At 44.0% G+C, this 17,055-nt stretch carries 14 protein-coding genes; 6 read left to right on the plus strand and 8 right to left on the minus strand.

Annotated elements, in window-relative coordinates:
• Positions 1-361: 361 nt before the first annotated feature.
• The 3 genes from KI743_RS05805 to KI743_RS05815 all read left to right on the plus strand — a co-directional run bounded on the left by KI743_RS05805 (position 362) and on the right by KI743_RS05815 (position 2,704).
• On the plus strand, positions 362-1,570 hold the full coding sequence (locus tag KI743_RS05805; RefSeq protein ID WP_032550213.1) for a NupC/NupG family nucleoside CNT transporter: 1,209 nt from the start codon (positions 362-364) through the stop codon (positions 1,568-1,570).
• Between the two features lie 253 nt (positions 1,571-1,823).
• Positions 1,824-2,096 carry a hypothetical protein gene (locus KI743_RS05810; protein ID WP_285465538.1) on the plus strand — a complete coding sequence of 91 codons (273 nt, stop codon included), beginning with the start codon at positions 1,824-1,826 and terminating at the stop codon, positions 2,094-2,096.
• A complete protein-coding gene (locus tag KI743_RS05815; protein ID WP_285465539.1) occupies positions 2,096-2,704 on the plus strand; it encodes a trans-aconitate 2-methyltransferase in 609 nt (202 codons plus the stop codon). The genes KI743_RS05810 and KI743_RS05815 overlap by 1 nt, the downstream gene beginning before the upstream one ends.
• Before the next feature lie 110 nt (positions 2,705-2,814).
• Here KI743_RS05815 and KI743_RS05820 read toward each other — a convergent pair whose 3' ends face one another.
• Positions 2,815-3,960 carry a DUF3541 domain-containing protein gene (locus KI743_RS05820; RefSeq protein WP_285465540.1) on the minus strand — a complete coding sequence of 382 codons (1,146 nt, stop codon included), beginning with the start codon at positions 3,958-3,960 and terminating at the stop codon, positions 2,815-2,817.
• Positions 3,961-4,272: 312 nt separating this feature from the next.
• On the opposite strand from KI743_RS05820, the gene KI743_RS05825 reads away from it, so the two are divergent.
• Complete coding sequence (locus KI743_RS05825) at positions 4,273-5,625, plus strand: diguanylate cyclase domain-containing protein (RefSeq protein WP_285465541.1); 1,353 nt, start codon at positions 4,273-4,275, stop codon at positions 5,623-5,625.
• A gap of 150 nt (positions 5,626-5,775) precedes the next feature.
• Positions 5,776-7,377: a DEAD/DEAH box helicase gene (locus tag KI743_RS05830; protein ID WP_285465542.1), complete on the plus strand. Its 1,602-nt coding sequence runs from the start codon at positions 5,776-5,778 to the stop codon at positions 7,375-7,377.
• Between the two features lie 474 nt (positions 7,378-7,851).
• On the opposite strand, the gene KI743_RS05835 is transcribed toward KI743_RS05830, so the two are convergent.
• A complete protein-coding gene (locus tag KI743_RS05835) occupies positions 7,852-9,384 on the minus strand; it encodes a DUF3612 domain-containing protein (RefSeq protein WP_084181830.1) in 1,533 nt (510 codons plus the stop codon).
• 170 nt (positions 9,385-9,554) lie between these two features.
• On the opposite strand from KI743_RS05835, the gene KI743_RS05840 reads away from it, so the two are divergent.
• Positions 9,555-10,148 carry a malate synthase gene (locus KI743_RS05840; RefSeq protein WP_032550221.1) on the plus strand — a complete coding sequence of 198 codons (594 nt, stop codon included), beginning with the start codon at positions 9,555-9,557 and terminating at the stop codon, positions 10,146-10,148.
• A gap of 197 nt (positions 10,149-10,345) precedes the next feature.
• Here the strand turns inward: KI743_RS05840 and KI743_RS05845 are convergent, their stop codons facing one another.
• The 6 genes from KI743_RS05845 to KI743_RS05870 all read right to left on the minus strand — a co-directional run bounded on the left by KI743_RS05845 (position 10,346) and on the right by KI743_RS05870 (position 16,935).
• The gene (locus KI743_RS05845) at positions 10,346-11,362 is read right to left on the minus strand and encodes a GGDEF domain-containing protein (protein WP_285465543.1); all 1,017 of its coding nucleotides are present in this window, start codon (positions 11,360-11,362) and stop codon (positions 10,346-10,348) included.
• Between the two features lie 300 nt (positions 11,363-11,662).
• The gene (locus tag KI743_RS05850; RefSeq protein ID WP_004740083.1) at positions 11,663-11,875 is read right to left on the minus strand and encodes a cold-shock protein; all 213 of its coding nucleotides are present in this window, start codon (positions 11,873-11,875) and stop codon (positions 11,663-11,665) included.
• 357 nt (positions 11,876-12,232) lie between these two features.
• Entirely contained in the window at positions 12,233-13,510 is a 1,278-nt protein-coding gene (locus KI743_RS05855; RefSeq protein WP_285465544.1) for a cytosine deaminase, read from the minus strand.
• Between the two features lie 9 nt (positions 13,511-13,519).
• Entirely contained in the window at positions 13,520-14,758 is a 1,239-nt protein-coding gene (gene codB / locus KI743_RS05860; protein ID WP_285465545.1) for a cytosine permease, read from the minus strand.
• 609 nt (positions 14,759-15,367) lie between these two features.
• Positions 15,368-16,591, minus strand: coding sequence for an HlyD family secretion protein (locus tag KI743_RS05865; RefSeq protein ID WP_285465546.1), 1,224 nt, complete (start codon positions 16,589-16,591; stop codon positions 15,368-15,370).
• Positions 16,585-16,935, minus strand: a complete 351-nt coding sequence (locus tag KI743_RS05870) for an MFS transporter (RefSeq protein ID WP_150868621.1) — start codon at positions 16,933-16,935, stop codon at positions 16,585-16,587. Before KI743_RS05870 ends, KI743_RS05865 begins: the two co-directional genes overlap by 7 nt.
• Between the last annotated feature and the right edge of the window lie 120 nt (positions 16,936-17,055).

The raw sequence follows: 17,055 nt of genomic DNA on the forward strand, positions 1-17,055 counted from the left end.
TTTCTGTTTTCCGATAAATCCCATTAAATTTGAGCGAATTGATGCATCTTTGACCGCGCGATCGTTTGCCTTTAAAAATGTGATGAAAGTCTCATTAAGTTGTTTATACTTCTCTTCCGGTTTTAAGCCGGTGCTTAGCCAATACAAGCCGTCACATGGATATGTGAATGACCCCACGGACCGGACCAGCTGCGTTCCACTGCTTGTATAAGGTGATCTTACATGAACAATTCGTTGTTACATTCGTTAACGTTGTTAACGCCCTCTTCGCGTAGCGTATTGCTTGCGATTCTTTGTCCTTTTCCTTTGATGTCATTCGCTTGGCTCATGTTCACTCTTTAAGGATTTCTAGGACAATTTTATGAATATTTTATTTGGTTTTGTTGGTGTTTTCGCACTAATTGCTTGCGCGTACTTGCTATCTGAGAGCCGTTCGGCGATCAACTGGAAAACGGTAATCCGCGCTTTTCTACTTCAAATTAGCTTTGCTGCTCTAGTGCTGTATTTCCCTTGGGGGCAAATGGCATTAACTAGCTTAAGTAGCGGTGTATCAAGCTTGCTTGGTTTTGCAGATGCGGGTATCTCATTCCTATTTGGTGGCCTTGCTACTGAAGGGTTTATTTTCGCAGTGCGTGTACTTCCTATCATTATCTTCTTTAGCGCGCTGATTTCTGCACTTTACTATCTGGGTGTGATGCAGAAAGTGATTCAAGTTCTGGGTGGTGCCGTTCAAAAACTATTAGGTACCAGTAAAGCAGAGTCTTTGGTTGCAACGGGTAACATCTTCCTTTCTCAAGGCGAGTCGCCACTTCTTATTCGTCCTTTCTTAAAGTCAATGACTCGTTCAGAGCTATTCGCAGTGATGGCTGGTGGTATGGCATCGGTCGCTGGTAGCGTGTTAGGGGGTTATGCTGGACTTGGTGTTGAACTTAAGTACCTTATTGCAGCAAGCTTCATGGCCGCGCCGGGTAGTCTTTTAATGGCTAAAATCATTGTGCCAGAGCTGGGCACACCGAGTGACTACGATAATATTGAGCTGGACAAGGCTGATCAGAGCAACGTCATTGACGCGTTAGCGAGTGGCGCAATGAACGGTATGAAGGTCGCTGTTGCTGTTGGTACTATGCTGATTGCTTTCGTGAGTGTTATTGCAATGGTCAATACAGGCCTTGAGAGCCTAGGTGAAACCGTTGGCTTTACTGGTATCACGCTACAAGCTGTATTTGGTTACCTATTCTCACCATTGGCTTGGGTTATCGGCATTCCAAGCGATGAAGTGCTAATGGCAGGTTCTTACATTGGTCAGAAGATCATTATGAATGAGTTTGTTGCTTTCATCGATTTCGTCGAGAACAAAGCGTTACTTTCAGAACACAGCCAAGTGATCATCACTTTTGCATTGTGCGGCTTTGCGAACATCGGTTCTATTGCGATCCAGTTAGGTTCTATCGGTGTTATCGCTCCTGAGCGTCGTGCTGAGGTAGCAAACCTTGGTCTTAAAGCGGTTGCAGCAGGCACATTGGCTAACCTAATGAGCGCATGCTTGGCGGGTATCTTTATCTTGCTTTAACCTGCGGTTACTCTTTCTCTCAGTTGACGCCTTTATGACAATGCGAGAGCCGTAGAGTAGAACCATATATGTATTTAACGGGCACTTGGGGCTTTTCTCCCTAAGTGCCCGTTTTTTGTTTTCGTGTTGATTGTTCTGGAAAACTCAGTATCGCTCGTTAGGGGAATAGTGGGGTGAATCCATCTCGTATATACTTCTAAGGTGCGTCATCCCCAAAGCATTGTTTTATCGCGTTATTTAAGAAAGGCTTTTTATGAAAACAAGAGTATGTGTTGGTTTGCTGGTTGCTATTTCATTAGTCTCCGCTCTGATTTTTTTGTTGGCAGGTGATAGCCACTTTCCAGTGACGCAATGGCCGAAAGAAGCGTATCTAGGTTTGGTATTTAGTGTTGTTTGGGGTGGTGGCGTGATGGCGAGTGTTGCTTACGTTTTCTCCGCGATGGTTTTTGTCACGGTAGCCGTGGTGGGTTATGCCATTGGTTACAAGATTGGCAGTTACTTACCGACTTCTAGCGATGCGAAATAATGCACTGGTTCGATAGACTCCGAATATATTGGTATCACCGAAAGCAATCGAAGCGCTGGCCTAAAGACGGCGCGCGTTCTCTTGGTTGGACCGACCGAGATTCACAACATGCTCGTTTTTCTGCGATTGCTAGTAATGTCGAGTTTGATGGACAGACGGTACTTGATCTTGGTTGCGGTTATGGCGATCTGTATCCGTTCTTGACGGCACAATACTCGATACCTTCTTATCTTGGGGTTGAGCAGCATGCGGCGTTTTATCAGCAGGCCAAAGAGCGATATCAAAACGCAACCTGTGCCTTTACACGTGGCGATATCAGCACGATTTCTTTGAAGCCATATGATGTGGTTGTCGCGAGCGGCTCGTTGAATTACGCATCTAAAAACAAACACTATCTGACTTCAATGATCACAAGAATGTATACGTTGGCGAATAAAACGGTGGTGTTTAATTTGTTAGACAAACATTACTATCCAGCTCGACAATTGCTCGTCAGTTATCACCCACAAGGGGTTTATCGATTTTGCAAAACGCTCTGTGAAGATGTCGCGCTGATTGACGGCTACTGTGATGGTGATTTTACGATTGTAATGAACAAAGCGAAGTGAAGAGCAAGCGGAAATAACGGAAAAGTAATCACCCAATGAAACAAACCCAAGCAGATGATGCTTGGGTTTGTTGTATAGACTTGAGTGCTGAGCAACTTTAAGTCGAGTCCTTAGTGTGGCTTGTTCTCCACTAAACCGTAAGGCAGACTTTTGAATACTTCCGGATGCTTTTGGAAGGTTGGCGCTTCATTCACTTGTTGCCAATCGAGCAGCATAATCGCCAGTACATTTCGGTGCTCACCATACTCTAAATCAAAATCACCTGTAATGGATGGAATCATACCTTGCTGTTTGTCGATAGACGCTTGTATTGCCAGACGAGTCTTCTCTACAACTGGATCATCTTCTAAGCCTGCTAATAAGAAGGTTAAACCAACCTCGGCAATCACATCTTCCTTGGCACGTAACAGTATTGTGTCGATATTTTCACGAAAGTAATCGTAGATCCATTGGTGCTCTTTTTCACTGACTTGATGTTGGTAGTATTCTGAATCACCAAAAATGATGTGTGTCATCCCGTAGATTTTATTACCAAACTGTTGTGTAGAGAGCTTTTTGTCCTGATCGTCAGGGTAAGCGGATTTGAATGTCTCGACGAACTCATCAACCACATCTTGTTCACCTAGTTGTCGTAACCAGTACACTTGATTTGCTAGCTGTGCAGCCCAAGCTTTTACCATCTCTTCGTTGGTTGCGTACTTAGAAAAATCGTAGCGGTGGATGACTTCTCTTAGTTTGGCATCGTTTTTATGTTCTAACCCATACTCGTTAGCGCGAGCCATTGAGCCGAGTAGATCAACTCCTAAGAATAGATATTCTGGCATATGCTTAGTGATGTTGTAGCGACGAACGCTACGCTCATCTTCTTCATCAACATACGACGCAATGCGCTTTTCTGAGTAGAGAACAATTTGTTCTTGGGTGTAAACCTCATTAGAAAGTCTGCTCAGCTTACTGGCAACGCGTGCCATGTCACTCCAAACTGCAGCCGCGTACTTTTCATCTTGGGTTTGTCGAAACATACGAACACCATAGTGTCCCTCTTTAAATGCAGGGAGCGTATAAAGTTGGCTTTCGTAAGTATTTCGAATGATATCAGCAGAAGCTTTGAAGCTTTGTTGTTGCGATGAGTTGAGTGTGCTTTGGGCGGTATTTTGTTGCGTTGTATTCTCAGCAGCTGCATTAGACTGCGCATAGGCGCCAGCAATAGCGGAGGTCGATAGCAAAATACAGAGTGTTATTGTTTTTAGCTTCATATCAAAGGTACCGAGCAGAGGGAGAGAGCTCAAAAATAGCACTGAGCTATATAATGAATGTAAGTGTTTGGTCAGCTTGTTGTTATTTTTATAGCTCAAGAAAACCATTTAAAGCAAAGTGATAACTCCAATAAATGTTTATTGGTGATGAAAAGCTCACTATTCGCATGCGGTTTTTGCAAGTTATAGATTTTTGGCCTGTTAACTGCATACTAAGAGACAAACTAAAGCAAAAAGTAGTGATTGATGTTTATTGAGCCTTATTTCTTGGCAATAAACATACAATAATAGACAGAGCAGGGGGAACGAATTATGACGAATCGTTCAAGTAAGCAGTGGTCTGCCAGGATATTATCTTGTTTATTTTTGCTAACGACCATCAGTGCGGTCGAATTTTTTCATCAAAAGCAGATAACTTTCTTAAAGAACGAAGCCTTTGCAGAGGCTCAAAAACAACTAGCCGTCGTACGATCACGCATTGAAGCGGTGATCGTGACCGATATGTATCTTCTTAACGGTATGTCCACACAAGTTGCTATTGCCCCCCAAGGCAGTGTTGAGGAGTGGAACAAGATCGCAGACAGCATTATTCAAGATGGTTCGCATATCCAATTGATTGGGTTGGCACAAAACGATGTACTTAGCTTCGTATACCCGATGGAAGGTAACGAAAGCATCCTAGGAATTGATTATCGAGACCATCCAGAACAGTGGCTTTCGGTTGTTTTAGCTCGTCAACTTGGAAAAACCTTCATCTCTGGCCCCGTAGAACTCTTCCAAGGTGGTTGGGCACTGATCACTCGAACTCCTATCTTTATGGACCCTCCCTTTAATAGAGAGTATTGGGGAGTATCAAGCGCGGTTATCAGTTTGGAATCCTTGTTAAAAGACGCCGGTGCTGAGCAGTTGGAGAGTCGCTATCATTTTGCTATCCGAGGCTTCAATAGTGCGGGAAAAGATGGTGATGTTTTCTATGGTGATGAAAGCGTTTTTGAATCTGCATTTGCTACTGAAATGGCGAGCTTCCCATATGGTGGTTGGTTTTTAGCTCTGTCAGGTGAAGAGAAGGTACTGATGGATGTGTCCTGGGTACGCATAAACATTATGCGGATTATAGGCTATTCCGTGTTGCTTTTGCTCTCGCTAGCCTTCTTTACTATCTATCGCCTCTATACCGTCGCTCACGGGCGTGCAATGCACGATGAACTGACGATGTTGCCCAACAGACGTTATTTTATGTACAGCCTTAAAATGGCTTTCAGAGATGCTAAGAGTAGTGGCTCAGAACGTTTTGCGGTGATGAATATTGACCTGGATGGCTTTAAGTCAATTAATGATACCTATGGGCATGCGGCAGGCGATAAGGTACTGGTTGAGGTTTCAAAGCGTATTCGTACTGTACTTCGAAGCTCTGATATCGTGGCACGTATGGGGGGCGATGAGTTCCTGATTTTACTGCCACGAGTGCATGATGATCAGAATCTACTTTCAATCCGCAGCAAGCTAGAACGAGATATCTGTCTGCGACCCGTTGAGTTCGATGGGCAGGAGATTGCTCTAAATGCCAGTATTGGCTGGGTAGCTTACGCCGAGGCGTTTAATGACGTCGATGAGCTACTAAAAGCCGCTGATGAAAAAATGTACCAGAGAAAGCGCGCAAGTTAATACAAGTCGAATTAGAATTTAGTTGCTGAATTGGGTTAAAAGCCTCAGAATACCGCGCTTCGTAACGCGATGTTGGTCATGATTTAGCGTTACACAGCCCATGCGAACCTCGCACTGAGCTTACCTTTTCGTTAACTGAGACATTATTCTATGAGTTTTACCTCCCTAGGCCTTTCTGCTCCTATTCTAAAAGCGATTGAAGCACAAGGTTATGACAAGCCATCACCTATCCAAGAAAAAGCGATTCCAGCCGTTTTGAAGGGAAAGGATGTGATGGCAGCCGCTCAAACTGGTACAGGTAAAACAGCTGGCTTCACGCTCCCTATCCTTGAGCTTCTTTCTAAAGGCCCACGCGTGCGTGCTAATCAAGTACGAGCTTTGGTTTTGACACCGACTCGCGAGTTGGCTGCACAAGTCAACGGTAGTGTTGTCAAATATGGCATCAACCTACCTTTGAACTCATCGGTAGTATTTGGTGGCGTGAAGATTAATCCACAAATGCAGAAGCTGCGTAAAGGTAGTGATGTATTGGTTGCAACACCGGGTCGCTTGCTTGATCTTTATAACCAAAATGCAGTGCGTTTTGATCAGCTAGAAATCTTGGTATTAGACGAAGCTGACCGAATGCTAGACATGGGTTTTATCCGTGATATTCGCAAGATCTTAGCTTTTCTACCTAAAAAGCGTCAAAACTTACTGTTTTCAGCAACATTCTCAGATGAAATTCGCAGCCTAGCAAAAGGGCTAGTGAATAACCCTGTCGAGATCTCAGTGAATCCAGCAAACTCGACGGCGAAAACGGTAGAGCAGAGCATTTATCCTGCCGACAAGAAAAAGAAAGCGCCAATGTTGGCCAAGCTTATTAAAGATAATGATTGGCAGCAGGTTCTGGTGTTTAGCAAAACAAAACACGGAGCAAACAAGCTGGCTCGTTTTCTTGGCGACCAAGGTATTACTGCTGCGCCAATCCACGGCAACAAGAGCCAAGGTGCGCGTACAAAAGCACTAGAAAATTTTAAGACAGGTCAGGTGAGAGTCTTGGTTGCAACGGATATTGCTGCACGTGGTATTGATATTCCTCAACTACCTCAAGTGGTTAACTTTGACCTTCCTCATGTCTCTGAGGACTATGTACACCGTATAGGACGTACAGGCCGTGCGGGTGAGGTGGGTAAGGCTATTTCTTTAGTGTGTGCAGATGAAGCTTCAGAGCTATTTGGTATCGAGCGCCTTATCCAGCAAGTTCTAGAGCGTCGTGAGCTGGAAGGCTTCAACCCAGTAAACAAATTGCCAGAATCTAAGTTGGATACACGCCCGATTAAGCCTAAGAAACCGAAAAAGCCTAAGAGGCCAAAGACAGAGCATTCGGATGGCCAACGTTCATCTGACAATGCTCGTGGTCATAAGCCCGTGGGTAAGAACAAACGCCATGCGCCTGGCACAGGCCCTGCACCTAAACGTCAGCCGGATACAGCTCATAAAGCGCAAGGTGGTGATGATGCCTCTGTTAAGAACAATGGGAGCAATTTTAAGCGTGGCAAAGGCAAGAAGCCGGCGAATGGTACGGGTTCAAACTCGAAGCCTGTAGGTAACGGAAAGAAGCCATCATCCGCGAAACGCAGCGGTGGTAAACCTAACCAAGCGGGTCAAAGTAAATCGGGTTATGGCTCAAGCTATGGTCCTAAGGGATCAGCAGGTAAATCGAATACGAGTAGTCGCAGCAAGCCAAAGTCTGGAACTAACAACAAATAATAAGCTCGCAAACAGCCTGTCGCTAACCTAACAAACAAGAACGCAAACTGATTTAATCATGTTTGCGTTTTTTTTGGTCTTTAGAGAATAGGCTTTTCTTTCAATATATTACTTATTGTTTATGAATTTTGAAGTTGGTGAGCGTTGAAAAGCTGTTTAAAGAGTGTTTATTGGTTCTCAGTAATAACAACATAATCACTAGCGTTATTAGTATTGGTTGCAAAATGCAATTTCAAATTGCAAATTACGAAGTCATAAACGACCAATAAGTGTGCTGATGCGTAGTAAAATGGGGTTTTAAAAGTTGGCACGCATAGTGCATTAGTATAGGTGACCCTTCTTAAGCCGAGGGTCACCTAGCCAACTGACGTTGTTAGTGAACCTTTATTGTTCACACAAAATATATAGCCAATCACGTTTATTGTGGTTGGTTTTTTTTTGCCTGCAATTTCTAAGTTGATGCTTTGGCAATGATTAATTTTCACCACATTTTGAGTAACAGCTTGGCTGACGTGGACACTCTCCACCTCGAGAACAAATAAGTCTCGCCTCTGTTTCTATCCCGCGTTCAATCCAGTTAATGTTTAGAATCTTCGCGATGGTCGTAAGATCCTTCTTGATATTGCGTGGAATAGCGACCGACCCGCCATTGTTTACACAGGAAGCTTTTAGCTGTTCTGCAATTTCTCGCGAATTACCACCTTGCGCATCAATAGCTGGATTGAGGTCGATGCCTGCACACAATACGCGGTTATTACCCGCTGGGTCCGTCATATTGATGGATTCACAACAGTAGATTCGAGGCTCGTCGCCCACATTCAAAATTGAAATCTGAGCAGAGCTGCCATCTCTAGGTTCCGATAATCGACGAAAAACTGCCCAGTGCTGACATGGGTCGGCTACCGTTCGCATGTTACCCCACGGAAGTGGGATTCCGTTACCTCGATACACCGCCTTGAGTTTCCCTGGACCGTAAGCATCAAAGTAGTGCCAGTGAGGGTAGGGCGATACTACAGTCATTCTTCGCATCGCAACAGAGGGGGAAACCCCCGCTCTTTTGTGGACGTCGATTTCATAACCAGTTCTGTCCAGTAGTTGTCTGAACGGCACTTTAGGGCAGAGTAGAGCGCCAGCAAAGAAGCTAGACTCAAAGTCTCGCCACGCTTGTAGGATGTCTTGAGAGTTAAGCTGTGAAGACGTTTTGCTTTGGGCATCGTCCCAAGTGTTGTTATTGCCCACAGACAGCACACTCTTTAGCCCCTCTTTGCTGTGCAAAATACAATGGCCAATGTAAACAGCAAGGTCATACTTGAGGCGGGTTGGATATTCTTTGAGTATCTCATTGAGATAAATGGTGCCAGGAGGCTCAAAGAATGACGTGACGAGCTGTTTTGCGTTTATCCCTAGTTCATCCACCACATCTTGAGGAGTACGTGTTACCCAGCGAATCTGTATTCCTAACCCACGAGCAATATCGATAAGGTCTTCAACGCTTAAGTTGAGCCGTTTCAGTCCAACTTCTTCGGCTGCACGTTCCAAATCTGGAAAGTGGTTTTGGTTGCTTTCTTGATGCGCTCGAATGAGTAGGTGAGCAAATTGCCGTCCAGAAATGCCCGTTTGTGAGAGCATTTCTGGAATGGCAATCTGAAGAATGTCATTCGAGAATAGGAAACTCGGCTCTAAAGCCATTCCGCTTATTCCACCACGATTTCCCTTGTCGGGGGTTATCGCTTGCTGTTCTGGCTCATCGTCCAAAAACCAAGTGGGATTTTTCTGAAAAACTTCTGCGATCACCTCGAGCATATCAATACTCGGGACGCGTTTCCCTCGCTCAATCATAGAGAGATAAGAGACCGAAGGCGCGTACTCCGGATTCACTCTAATGCAACGAGCAGAGAGATCTTCCATGGTTAAATGGTTGCGTTTCCGTAGGTTACGTATCTTCGTACCCAAGAAATGAGACTGACGAACTAAACTTTTTGACAAGGCCATATTTGTAAAATTCACATTGTAAAATTTTTGTTGTGAAATTGTAGGTAAAAAAGCGCTAGTCTACAAACTAAGCAATTCACAAAATGACGAAGAAATTAAACGTTTGTTTGGAATAATTGCTCTAGGACACACATTTGCTATGAAAATCGATGATTTTTCATCGGACTGGTCAAGAGGGAAAGACTATGAATATGCTGACATTCGATAAAACTGAAATCCAAAAACAATCTAAGCCATTTATCGCTGAAGCTGTCTTTGCCGTGGAGACGCTCAGTGCAAACCAGCAAACGGAAAAACAGATTAAAGCAAAACAGCTACTAGACCGTCTGTTTCCACTAGAGAATGGTTCACATCAAGACGTAACCAGCTATGTAATCGATTACCGTCATATCATGGCATATTTCAAAGATGGTCAACACAGCGGACTTAAACATCCTAAGCAGTTTGTTGCCTACATGGGCGAGAAATGCGACCCAGATTCAATTTTGTTCCGTGATGGAAGCGGTAGCCACCTTGAAGTAATGTTTGGTTGCCACAAAGGGACAGGGCGTATCGAACTGGTTGATATTGATGATATCCAGTTGGAAACTTGTACGACTTTCGGTCAATCACCAATGGAAGCGACTCAATCTGAACAGCGCGAAACCGCTGCCTTACGTCACTGGATCAGTCTGGTTCAAGGCGATGAGAAGGGTAAGCCGAAGGCATGTAGTGAAGACAAAGAATTTCGAGCAAAAAGTGGCGAAGATTACTGCTTAAATTACTGCTACAACATTTAAGAGCTTATAAGGGACACTGACAACGTTAAATGGCTAATGTGTTTCTAAGAAAAACAAAGCCCCGTCTATATTGATGGGGCTTTGTCGATTATTGAGGGAAAACTAACACAACCTAGGCCGTTACACAGTGCTTTTACACTTACAGCTTGAGAGTGACAGTCTTTAGAACAACAACCATTCGAGCAATAGTAATCAGCTTATAATGGCATAACTCGATTTCGCCCTAGAGACTTAGCTTCGTATAGAAGCTTATCAGCACGTTCGATCAATGAATCGGCCGTTTCGTTTGGCTGCAGCTCGGCAACACCGAATGAAGCGGTAATGTTACCCACTTGCTCGCCACTGCGACGATCTTTAATCGAAAGCTTTTCTAGAGAGCGGCGACTCGTATCAGCGATCTGACGTGCGATACGCAATGACTTATTAGGAATGATCATCGCGAACTCTTCGCCACCAAAACGGTAAGCTGAGATACCATCACGACACGCCATCTTGAGTTTACGCGCGATGCCTTTTAAGACGGTATCGCCAAACAAGTGACCGTAAGTATCATTGAAGGTTTTAAAGTGGTCGATATCCAGCAGTACCAAACACAGTGCTTGATCAGATTCGCACAACATCTGCAGGTCTTTATTGAAAGAGCGACGATTATAAAGAGTGGTTAGACTGTCAAAGAGTGCGTCTTTTTGCACCTCTACCAGCTGACTTTTTAGTTTACTGATCTCAGAAGTCGCGGCATTCAGTTGTGAATTCAGAAATTGGGTAGAGTGACGAATATTTTGTGATTCAGATACCAGCTGACGAACAAGAGACATCACCTCATCAATCGACATGCTGTTGTTATCGACTTGGGATAAGTCTTCGAAGCTCTTGTCGATCATTTCAGAGAACGCCGATGTATCGGTCAGTGTGTCGTTCATCGAACTCGATACTTCAGAAACCAACAACTCTAGATTGGCACGCAAATCATTAATGGTGGTTTCGGATTTACTCGCAACGTAGTCGTTGTACAGTTGCTCACCCAGTGCTGGTGGGCAGATACCATAATGTTCTAGCACGCCGTCCATGTCTTTGTTGAGTTGTGGAATGGCGTTGTCTACATAGGTGTACCACAAGGCGTAGTTTGCAGGTGTGGTGGACACTCTATTTTTCATCATAAGTGGCACCGCTTTTTTTAAATTTGCGGTGGATTTCTGAAATTCGTCTTTCTTCATTATTTTACTTGCAGATATATAAACCAGCTAAATCTAACGTGAACTCAAGATTAGCGGATTTTCGCTCTATTTGCTTTAAAAATTATACGATTAATGGATGCGGGTTATATAAATTACCCCATTTTCTTAGGGTTTTTGTGTTACTAAGTATTTATTGGGCAAGATATCACCAAAAGAGACTTTATGAGGTATTGGTTTGGTGAATGAAATAGGGTGAGAGTGATAGGGAGTATTTGACGAGCAGAAACAAAAAAGCGCCGGTCGAAACCAGCGCTTTAAAATCTTTTTAGCTAGAAGCTATTATTGAGCAACAACGTTAGCTGCTTGTAGGCCTTTTTGACCGTTTTCAACTTCGAAAGAAACCTTTTGGCCTTCTTTCAGAGTTTTGAAACCTTCAGAAACGATAGCACGGAAGTGAACGAATACGTCAGCACCGCCGTTATCTTGAGAAATGAAGCCGAAACCTTTCTCTTCGTTAAACCATTTTACAGTACCAGTATTTGTGTTAGACATAATTTGTCCCTTATTCAAAAAATTACTAAATTGTTGATTGCATTAATGCAATGCGCTGATAATTGAATTATTTAATATTGCTAAGAAATAAGGAAAAACTACTTACAAAAACGGGTAACGATTTTACTTGTCAATTTTACTTTGGTTCTAACTTAAATAACTCCGGCTAACAGAGCAAGAGCATGTTAACACAGTCTGCATCTTTGTACACACATTCATTACGAATTTGGCGACTTTTTTGCCGCTTAGGGCAGAAAAAATAAGGGCTTGCTGAATTTGCAGCGGTTACGTTTTCACTCTAATCGACAAACAAAAAAGGAAGCTAACTCGCTTCCTTTTCTATCAGTGTAGACGATACTAACGTTTAAAGTTAATTGCTTCTGATTTATCTAGGTTAATTTTGGTTTGCGCAGGCTGTGTTTCTGCGATCACTTTACCATGGCGCACTGAGTACTGAACGGGTACTTGGCGGCGTACAGCGTCAAAACCATTTTCAGCTGGAAGAATCAACAAGCTACCTGGTTTACCCACTTCAATGCCGAACTTGTCTTGGATATTCAGTGTGCGAGCAGAGTTTTTGCTGATCAAATCTAATGATTGGTTGATTTGATCGTAACCCATCACTTGCGTGACGTGCAGACCCATATGCAGGACTTGCAGCATGTTTGCTGTGCCAAGTGGATACCACGGGTCGAAAACATCATCATGGCCAAAACATACGTTGATGTTTGATGCGAGCATCTCTTTCACTCGAGTTACGCCTCGGCGTTTCGGGTAGTCATCGAAGCGGCCTTGCAGGTGAATGTTCACCAATGGGTTTGCAACGAAGTTGATGCCTGACATACGTAACAAGCGGAACAGACGAGACGCGTAAGCCCCATTGTAAGAGCCCATTGCGGTCGTGTGGCTAGCTGTAACCTTGTCACCCATCTCAAACTCGTGTGCAAGAGCCGCTAAGGTTTCCACGAAGCGAGACTGCTCGTCATCGATTTCGTCACAGTGAACGTCAATTAGGCGATCGTATTTGCGTGCAAGTTCAAATACATAATGAAGAGACTCAACGCCGTATTCACGAGTGAACTCGAAGTGAGGGATTGCGCCGATGACATCGGCACCTAACTGTACCGCTTCTTCAAGCAGCTCTTTACCGTTCGGGTAAGAAAGAATGCCTTCCTGTGGGAACGCAACGATCTGGATATCAACCCACTCTTTCATCTCTTCACGAACTTCCACCATCGCTTTGAGCGCGATAAGTGTCGGGTCTGAAACGTCAACGTGAGTACGAACGTGTTGAACACCGTTAGCAATCTGCCATTTCAGTGTTTGTTTCGCTCGCGTCTTTACATCTTCAATTGACAGTAACTCTTTGCGCTCCGCCCAGCGTTCAATACCTTCAAAAAGCGTACCTGAGATATTCCAGTTTGGTTCACCGGCTGTCTGAGTTGTGTCTAGGTGGATGTGTGGCTCACAGAAAGGAGTAACCGCAATGCCGCCTTGAGCGTCGAGAATATCACCTTGATGATCAATCTGATCATCATTGTCTAGAATGCGACTGAATTGACCATTTTCAATCAGAATTTGTTTCAAGCCATCTTGGTCTTGAAGCTTCGCGTTCTTGATCAATAAGGTAGTCATAGTTTTTCCTTAAGCCGTCTGAGATTTCAGAGCGTTTTTGTTCATAAGAGGGTTGAGCACTAGGTAGCTGATAGCACCTCCTAATACGGCGTTGATAGGAACAACACCTGGTAGGAAGTGACCTGCAGCAACACCAATTGCAATCGCGATAATGCCAGCCCAATTCACGGTTTGGAACTCTGCTTTTGCAAAATCTTTGTAGCGTTTACGGTTAGCAAAGAAATCGGCGATGATAACGCCACCGATCGGTGGAATCGCCAGCGATAGGAACGTTAGCCAACCTACAAAGTTGTTGTACAACCAAAGCGCGAAAATCGTACCAATGATGCCGTTCATGATCGACATTAGTGTACTTGAGCGACCGGTGATGTTTGAGAAACCTAGACCCGATGCGTACAGTGCGTTTTCGTTGGTTGTCCAAATGTTCAGACCTAATACGATAATAGCAGGAAGCAGTAGACCTTGAGCGATCATTACATCAGAGATGTCTGATTGGCCTGTCGCTGCTGCGCCTGCTGCGCCAAAGATGAACATTAGAGAGTTACCGATGAAGAAAGCGACCATGGTAACTAAAACTGCGCTCGCTGGTTTTTTACCAAAGCGAACAAAATCGGCAGTGAGCGTACCTGCACTAACGAAAGAGCCTACAACCATAGCCAACGCCATAGAGAAATCCATTGGGGTTTCTGGTTTGATAAGCTGAAGCTGTTCCAAGCCGCCAACGCTGTCTACAGCCGTCATCACTGAGTAGCCACCTAAGATTGCAATTGCAGGAACAGCAATCGCCGATAAGACCATCAAGGCTTTGATACCGAAGTACACTGTCGCCGTCATCAATAAGCCAGAAACAATAATTAGGGTGTTGGTATCAATACCGGTCGCTTTTTGCACAGGGATTGCGAACATTGCTACGCCAACGCCGAACCAGCCAACTTGTGTGCCGCCAAGGAGAGCAGAAGGAAGCCAAGAGCCTTTAGTACCAAAAGAGAATCGAGCGAGAAGGTGGGTTGAGAGGCCAGTAGAAGAGCCGATGTAGCCAAGAAAAGAAGTGTAAATACCTAGGATTAGGTTACCGATGAGAACGGCGAGGAAGAAATCATTGAAGGAGAGACCAGTGCCGAGTGAACCGCCTGTCCACATACTTGCGGAGAAAAAAGTCAAACCTAACATTACCATTGTTAATGAAGCGACTCCTTTCCTAGCCGATGTTGGAACCGGCCCTAGACTGTAGTTATTATCCGCAGCCATTTTTTACCTCCGCAATTTATAAATTAAACTAATTACGCTCGTCATATTTCAGACAAACGTGCGCATTATGGTGATATAAATCACATAGTCAATGTTATTTTTGTCATTAAGCTGTCTAAAAGTCAGTGTGGCAATATTATTTTCAATTAAAACAATTGCTTGTATGTTTGTGTTTTTTTTAATTTTTTATAAGGAAAACGTTTTCTAATAGAGGTTGTGTTTCTTTTGGGGTGGCTTAGCTATGAAAATTGGTTGTTATTGGAATGAATAGGTGTCTGTAAATTTCTGCAGAAATTTAGACAAAAAAATAGCCAACTGCAAAATGGCAATTGGCTTATATATAGTGTGAACAATGTAGGTTCACTAACAACGTCAGTTGGCTAGGTGACCCTCGGCTTAAGAAGGGTCACTAGTAGTATTGCAGGTAGTGTGCCAACTTTTACAGGCCCATTTTCGGCTGTTTTATATCAATTTGATGCGTATTTGACCGTTGTTTTTGCAATTTGCAATTCCAAATTGCGAATGGCACATAAATGCAATGTATTGAATAATAAAAAAGGCCAGCAAAACGCTGACCTTGTTGATTCTTAGTTTGTTGGAGCGTATCCGTTATATCGAGTAGAAGAAGTACAGCTGAGATTTCATTCGAATAATGATGCCACGAATTACATCTAAGAATGCCATAAAGCTGATCGGCTTCTCACCACTTACCCATGCAAGACCAACTGAGCCGACGGGAATGTCATAGCCTTCGGTTTCTTCAATCTTCAAACGAACGAAGTGGTGTTTATTCTGTAAGTTCTTGCCTGTCGTTGCTCGAACTGATTCATCGATACCCAGTAGCGTTGCTTGCGCTTCACCTGTTGCCTCAACAATGCCTTCCACCGTTGCAGAGAAGATTTTACCCGGATACACCGCTGTTGCGAACTCCGCTGGTTGACCCACTTTAATGTTACGAATCGCTTGGTGATTCACACGCATCAGTACGTACTTCTCTTCGGTGTACATCTGAATACGTGGCATCATCGATACACGCTGGCCTTCACGAAGAATGAAGTTAGTAACAAAGCCATCTGTTGGTGCGGTTACCTTAGTGCTCTTTAAATCCCATTCCGCTTGAGCCAATGTAGAGGTTGCCGTGTCTACGTCAGTCTGCTTTTTAGTGACATTGGTTTCCGCTTTTTGAATGTTTAGTTTAGCGTTTTCGGCATCTACCTTTTTCTTGCTCAGTTCGGACTTCAGTGTCGTCAGGCTGTGTTGCGCCAAATCGACAGTAGCTGTTTGCTGATCGATGTCCGATTCCGTAATCGTATGCTCTACCACGCTGTTTTGACGCAAATAGCGTTTAAGTGTTTTCTCTTGCAGTACAAGATCTGTTTTCGCGGACTCAATTTTTGCTTCTGTCGAATTGATGTCTTCGAGTGATGACTGATACGAAATCTTCGCGATATCGACTTCTTGACGCGCTGTTTCTAGAGCAACTTGCGCTGAATTAAGCTGAATCTTTGCCTTGTCACGAGCAATGACATATTTGGTGTCATCAATTTCATAGATCAGCTGGCCTTCTTCTACATCTTGGTTCGGTGTGATGTGAACCTTAGTCGTTTTACCTGACACTGCTGTGGAATCTGGTCGCAGCTGAATATGCGGTGATTGGACTACTGAGCCGCCCGATAGGTCCATCGGAGTATAGTTAATCAATCCAACCCATACGAACAGCAACCACGATGTACCACCTAGGTAAGCGAACGCTTTGGTTCCTTTGTTCCAAGGCATACCAACTAACCTAAGCAGATAAATGAAAAGAGCCCAAATAGCTAAACCTTCTAACATGCTGGCTTCTCCTCGTTGTTATCACTCTCTTGAGTTGCAGTTTTCTCTGGCGAAGGTGCACGCCAAGTATCCCTAAGATTGATAATTGCCTTTTCCATATCGACAAACGCGAGAATCACAGCCAGTACCCATACCCAATGCCAGATAAACCCTATCCAGGTGAGCGCGGTGATCAGCCCCAATTGGTGGTGCTCTTTGCTATGTGCTTTATTAATTGGCAATTCATGAACTCGCCAGAAACCGTAACCTGCAGCAGCAATAGTCGCGACAAGCACAATTCCTGCTACGACGTGAAGTGCTGTATCGGCACCGGTTCCAACAAACGGGACACTAAGAAGACTCATTGATAAACCCTACGTTAACTAAGAAACGCAATTGTGAGCTATGTCAGATATTATGGTTGCAAAGGTACAGATTATTTCTAAATTAGGTCAATTTTGATGTGATCTGTTATTTGTGATATT

Source organism: Vibrio sp. D420a (assembly GCF_030248625.1).
Lineage (GTDB): Bacteria > Pseudomonadota > Gammaproteobacteria > Enterobacterales > Vibrionaceae > Vibrio > Vibrio fortis_A.

Coding starts and splice junctions, on each gene's coding strand:
- KI743_RS05805 (WP_032550213.1), top strand. CDS start 362: ATGAATATTTTATTTGGTTTTGTTGGTGTTTTCGCACTAATTGCTTGC.
- KI743_RS05810 (WP_285465538.1), top strand. CDS start 1,824: ATGAAAACAAGAGTATGTGTTGGTTTGCTGGTTGCTATTTCATTAGTC.
- KI743_RS05815 (WP_285465539.1), top strand. CDS start 2,096: ATGCACTGGTTCGATAGACTCCGAATATATTGGTATCACCGAAAGCAA.
- KI743_RS05820 (WP_285465540.1), bottom strand. CDS start 3,960: ATGAAGCTAAAAACAATAACACTCTGTATTTTGCTATCGACCTCCGCT.
- KI743_RS05825 (WP_285465541.1), top strand. CDS start 4,273: ATGACGAATCGTTCAAGTAAGCAGTGGTCTGCCAGGATATTATCTTGT.
- KI743_RS05830 (WP_285465542.1), top strand. CDS start 5,776: ATGAGTTTTACCTCCCTAGGCCTTTCTGCTCCTATTCTAAAAGCGATT.
- KI743_RS05840 (WP_032550221.1), top strand. CDS start 9,555: ATGAATATGCTGACATTCGATAAAACTGAAATCCAAAAACAATCTAAG.
- KI743_RS05845 (WP_285465543.1), bottom strand. CDS start 11,362: ATGAAGAAAGACGAATTTCAGAAATCCACCGCAAATTTAAAAAAAGCG.
- KI743_RS05850 (WP_004740083.1), bottom strand. CDS start 11,875: ATGTCTAACACAAATACTGGTACTGTAAAATGGTTTAACGAAGAGAAA.
- KI743_RS05855 (WP_285465544.1), bottom strand. CDS start 13,510: ATGACTACCTTATTGATCAAGAACGCGAAGCTTCAAGACCAAGATGGC.
- codB (WP_285465545.1), bottom strand. CDS start 14,758: ATGGCTGCGGATAATAACTACAGTCTAGGGCCGGTTCCAACATCGGCT.
- KI743_RS05865 (WP_285465546.1), bottom strand. CDS start 16,591: ATGTTAGAAGGTTTAGCTATTTGGGCTCTTTTCATTTATCTGCTTAGG.
- KI743_RS05870 (WP_150868621.1), bottom strand. CDS start 16,935: ATGAGTCTTCTTAGTGTCCCGTTTGTTGGAACCGGTGCCGATACAGCA.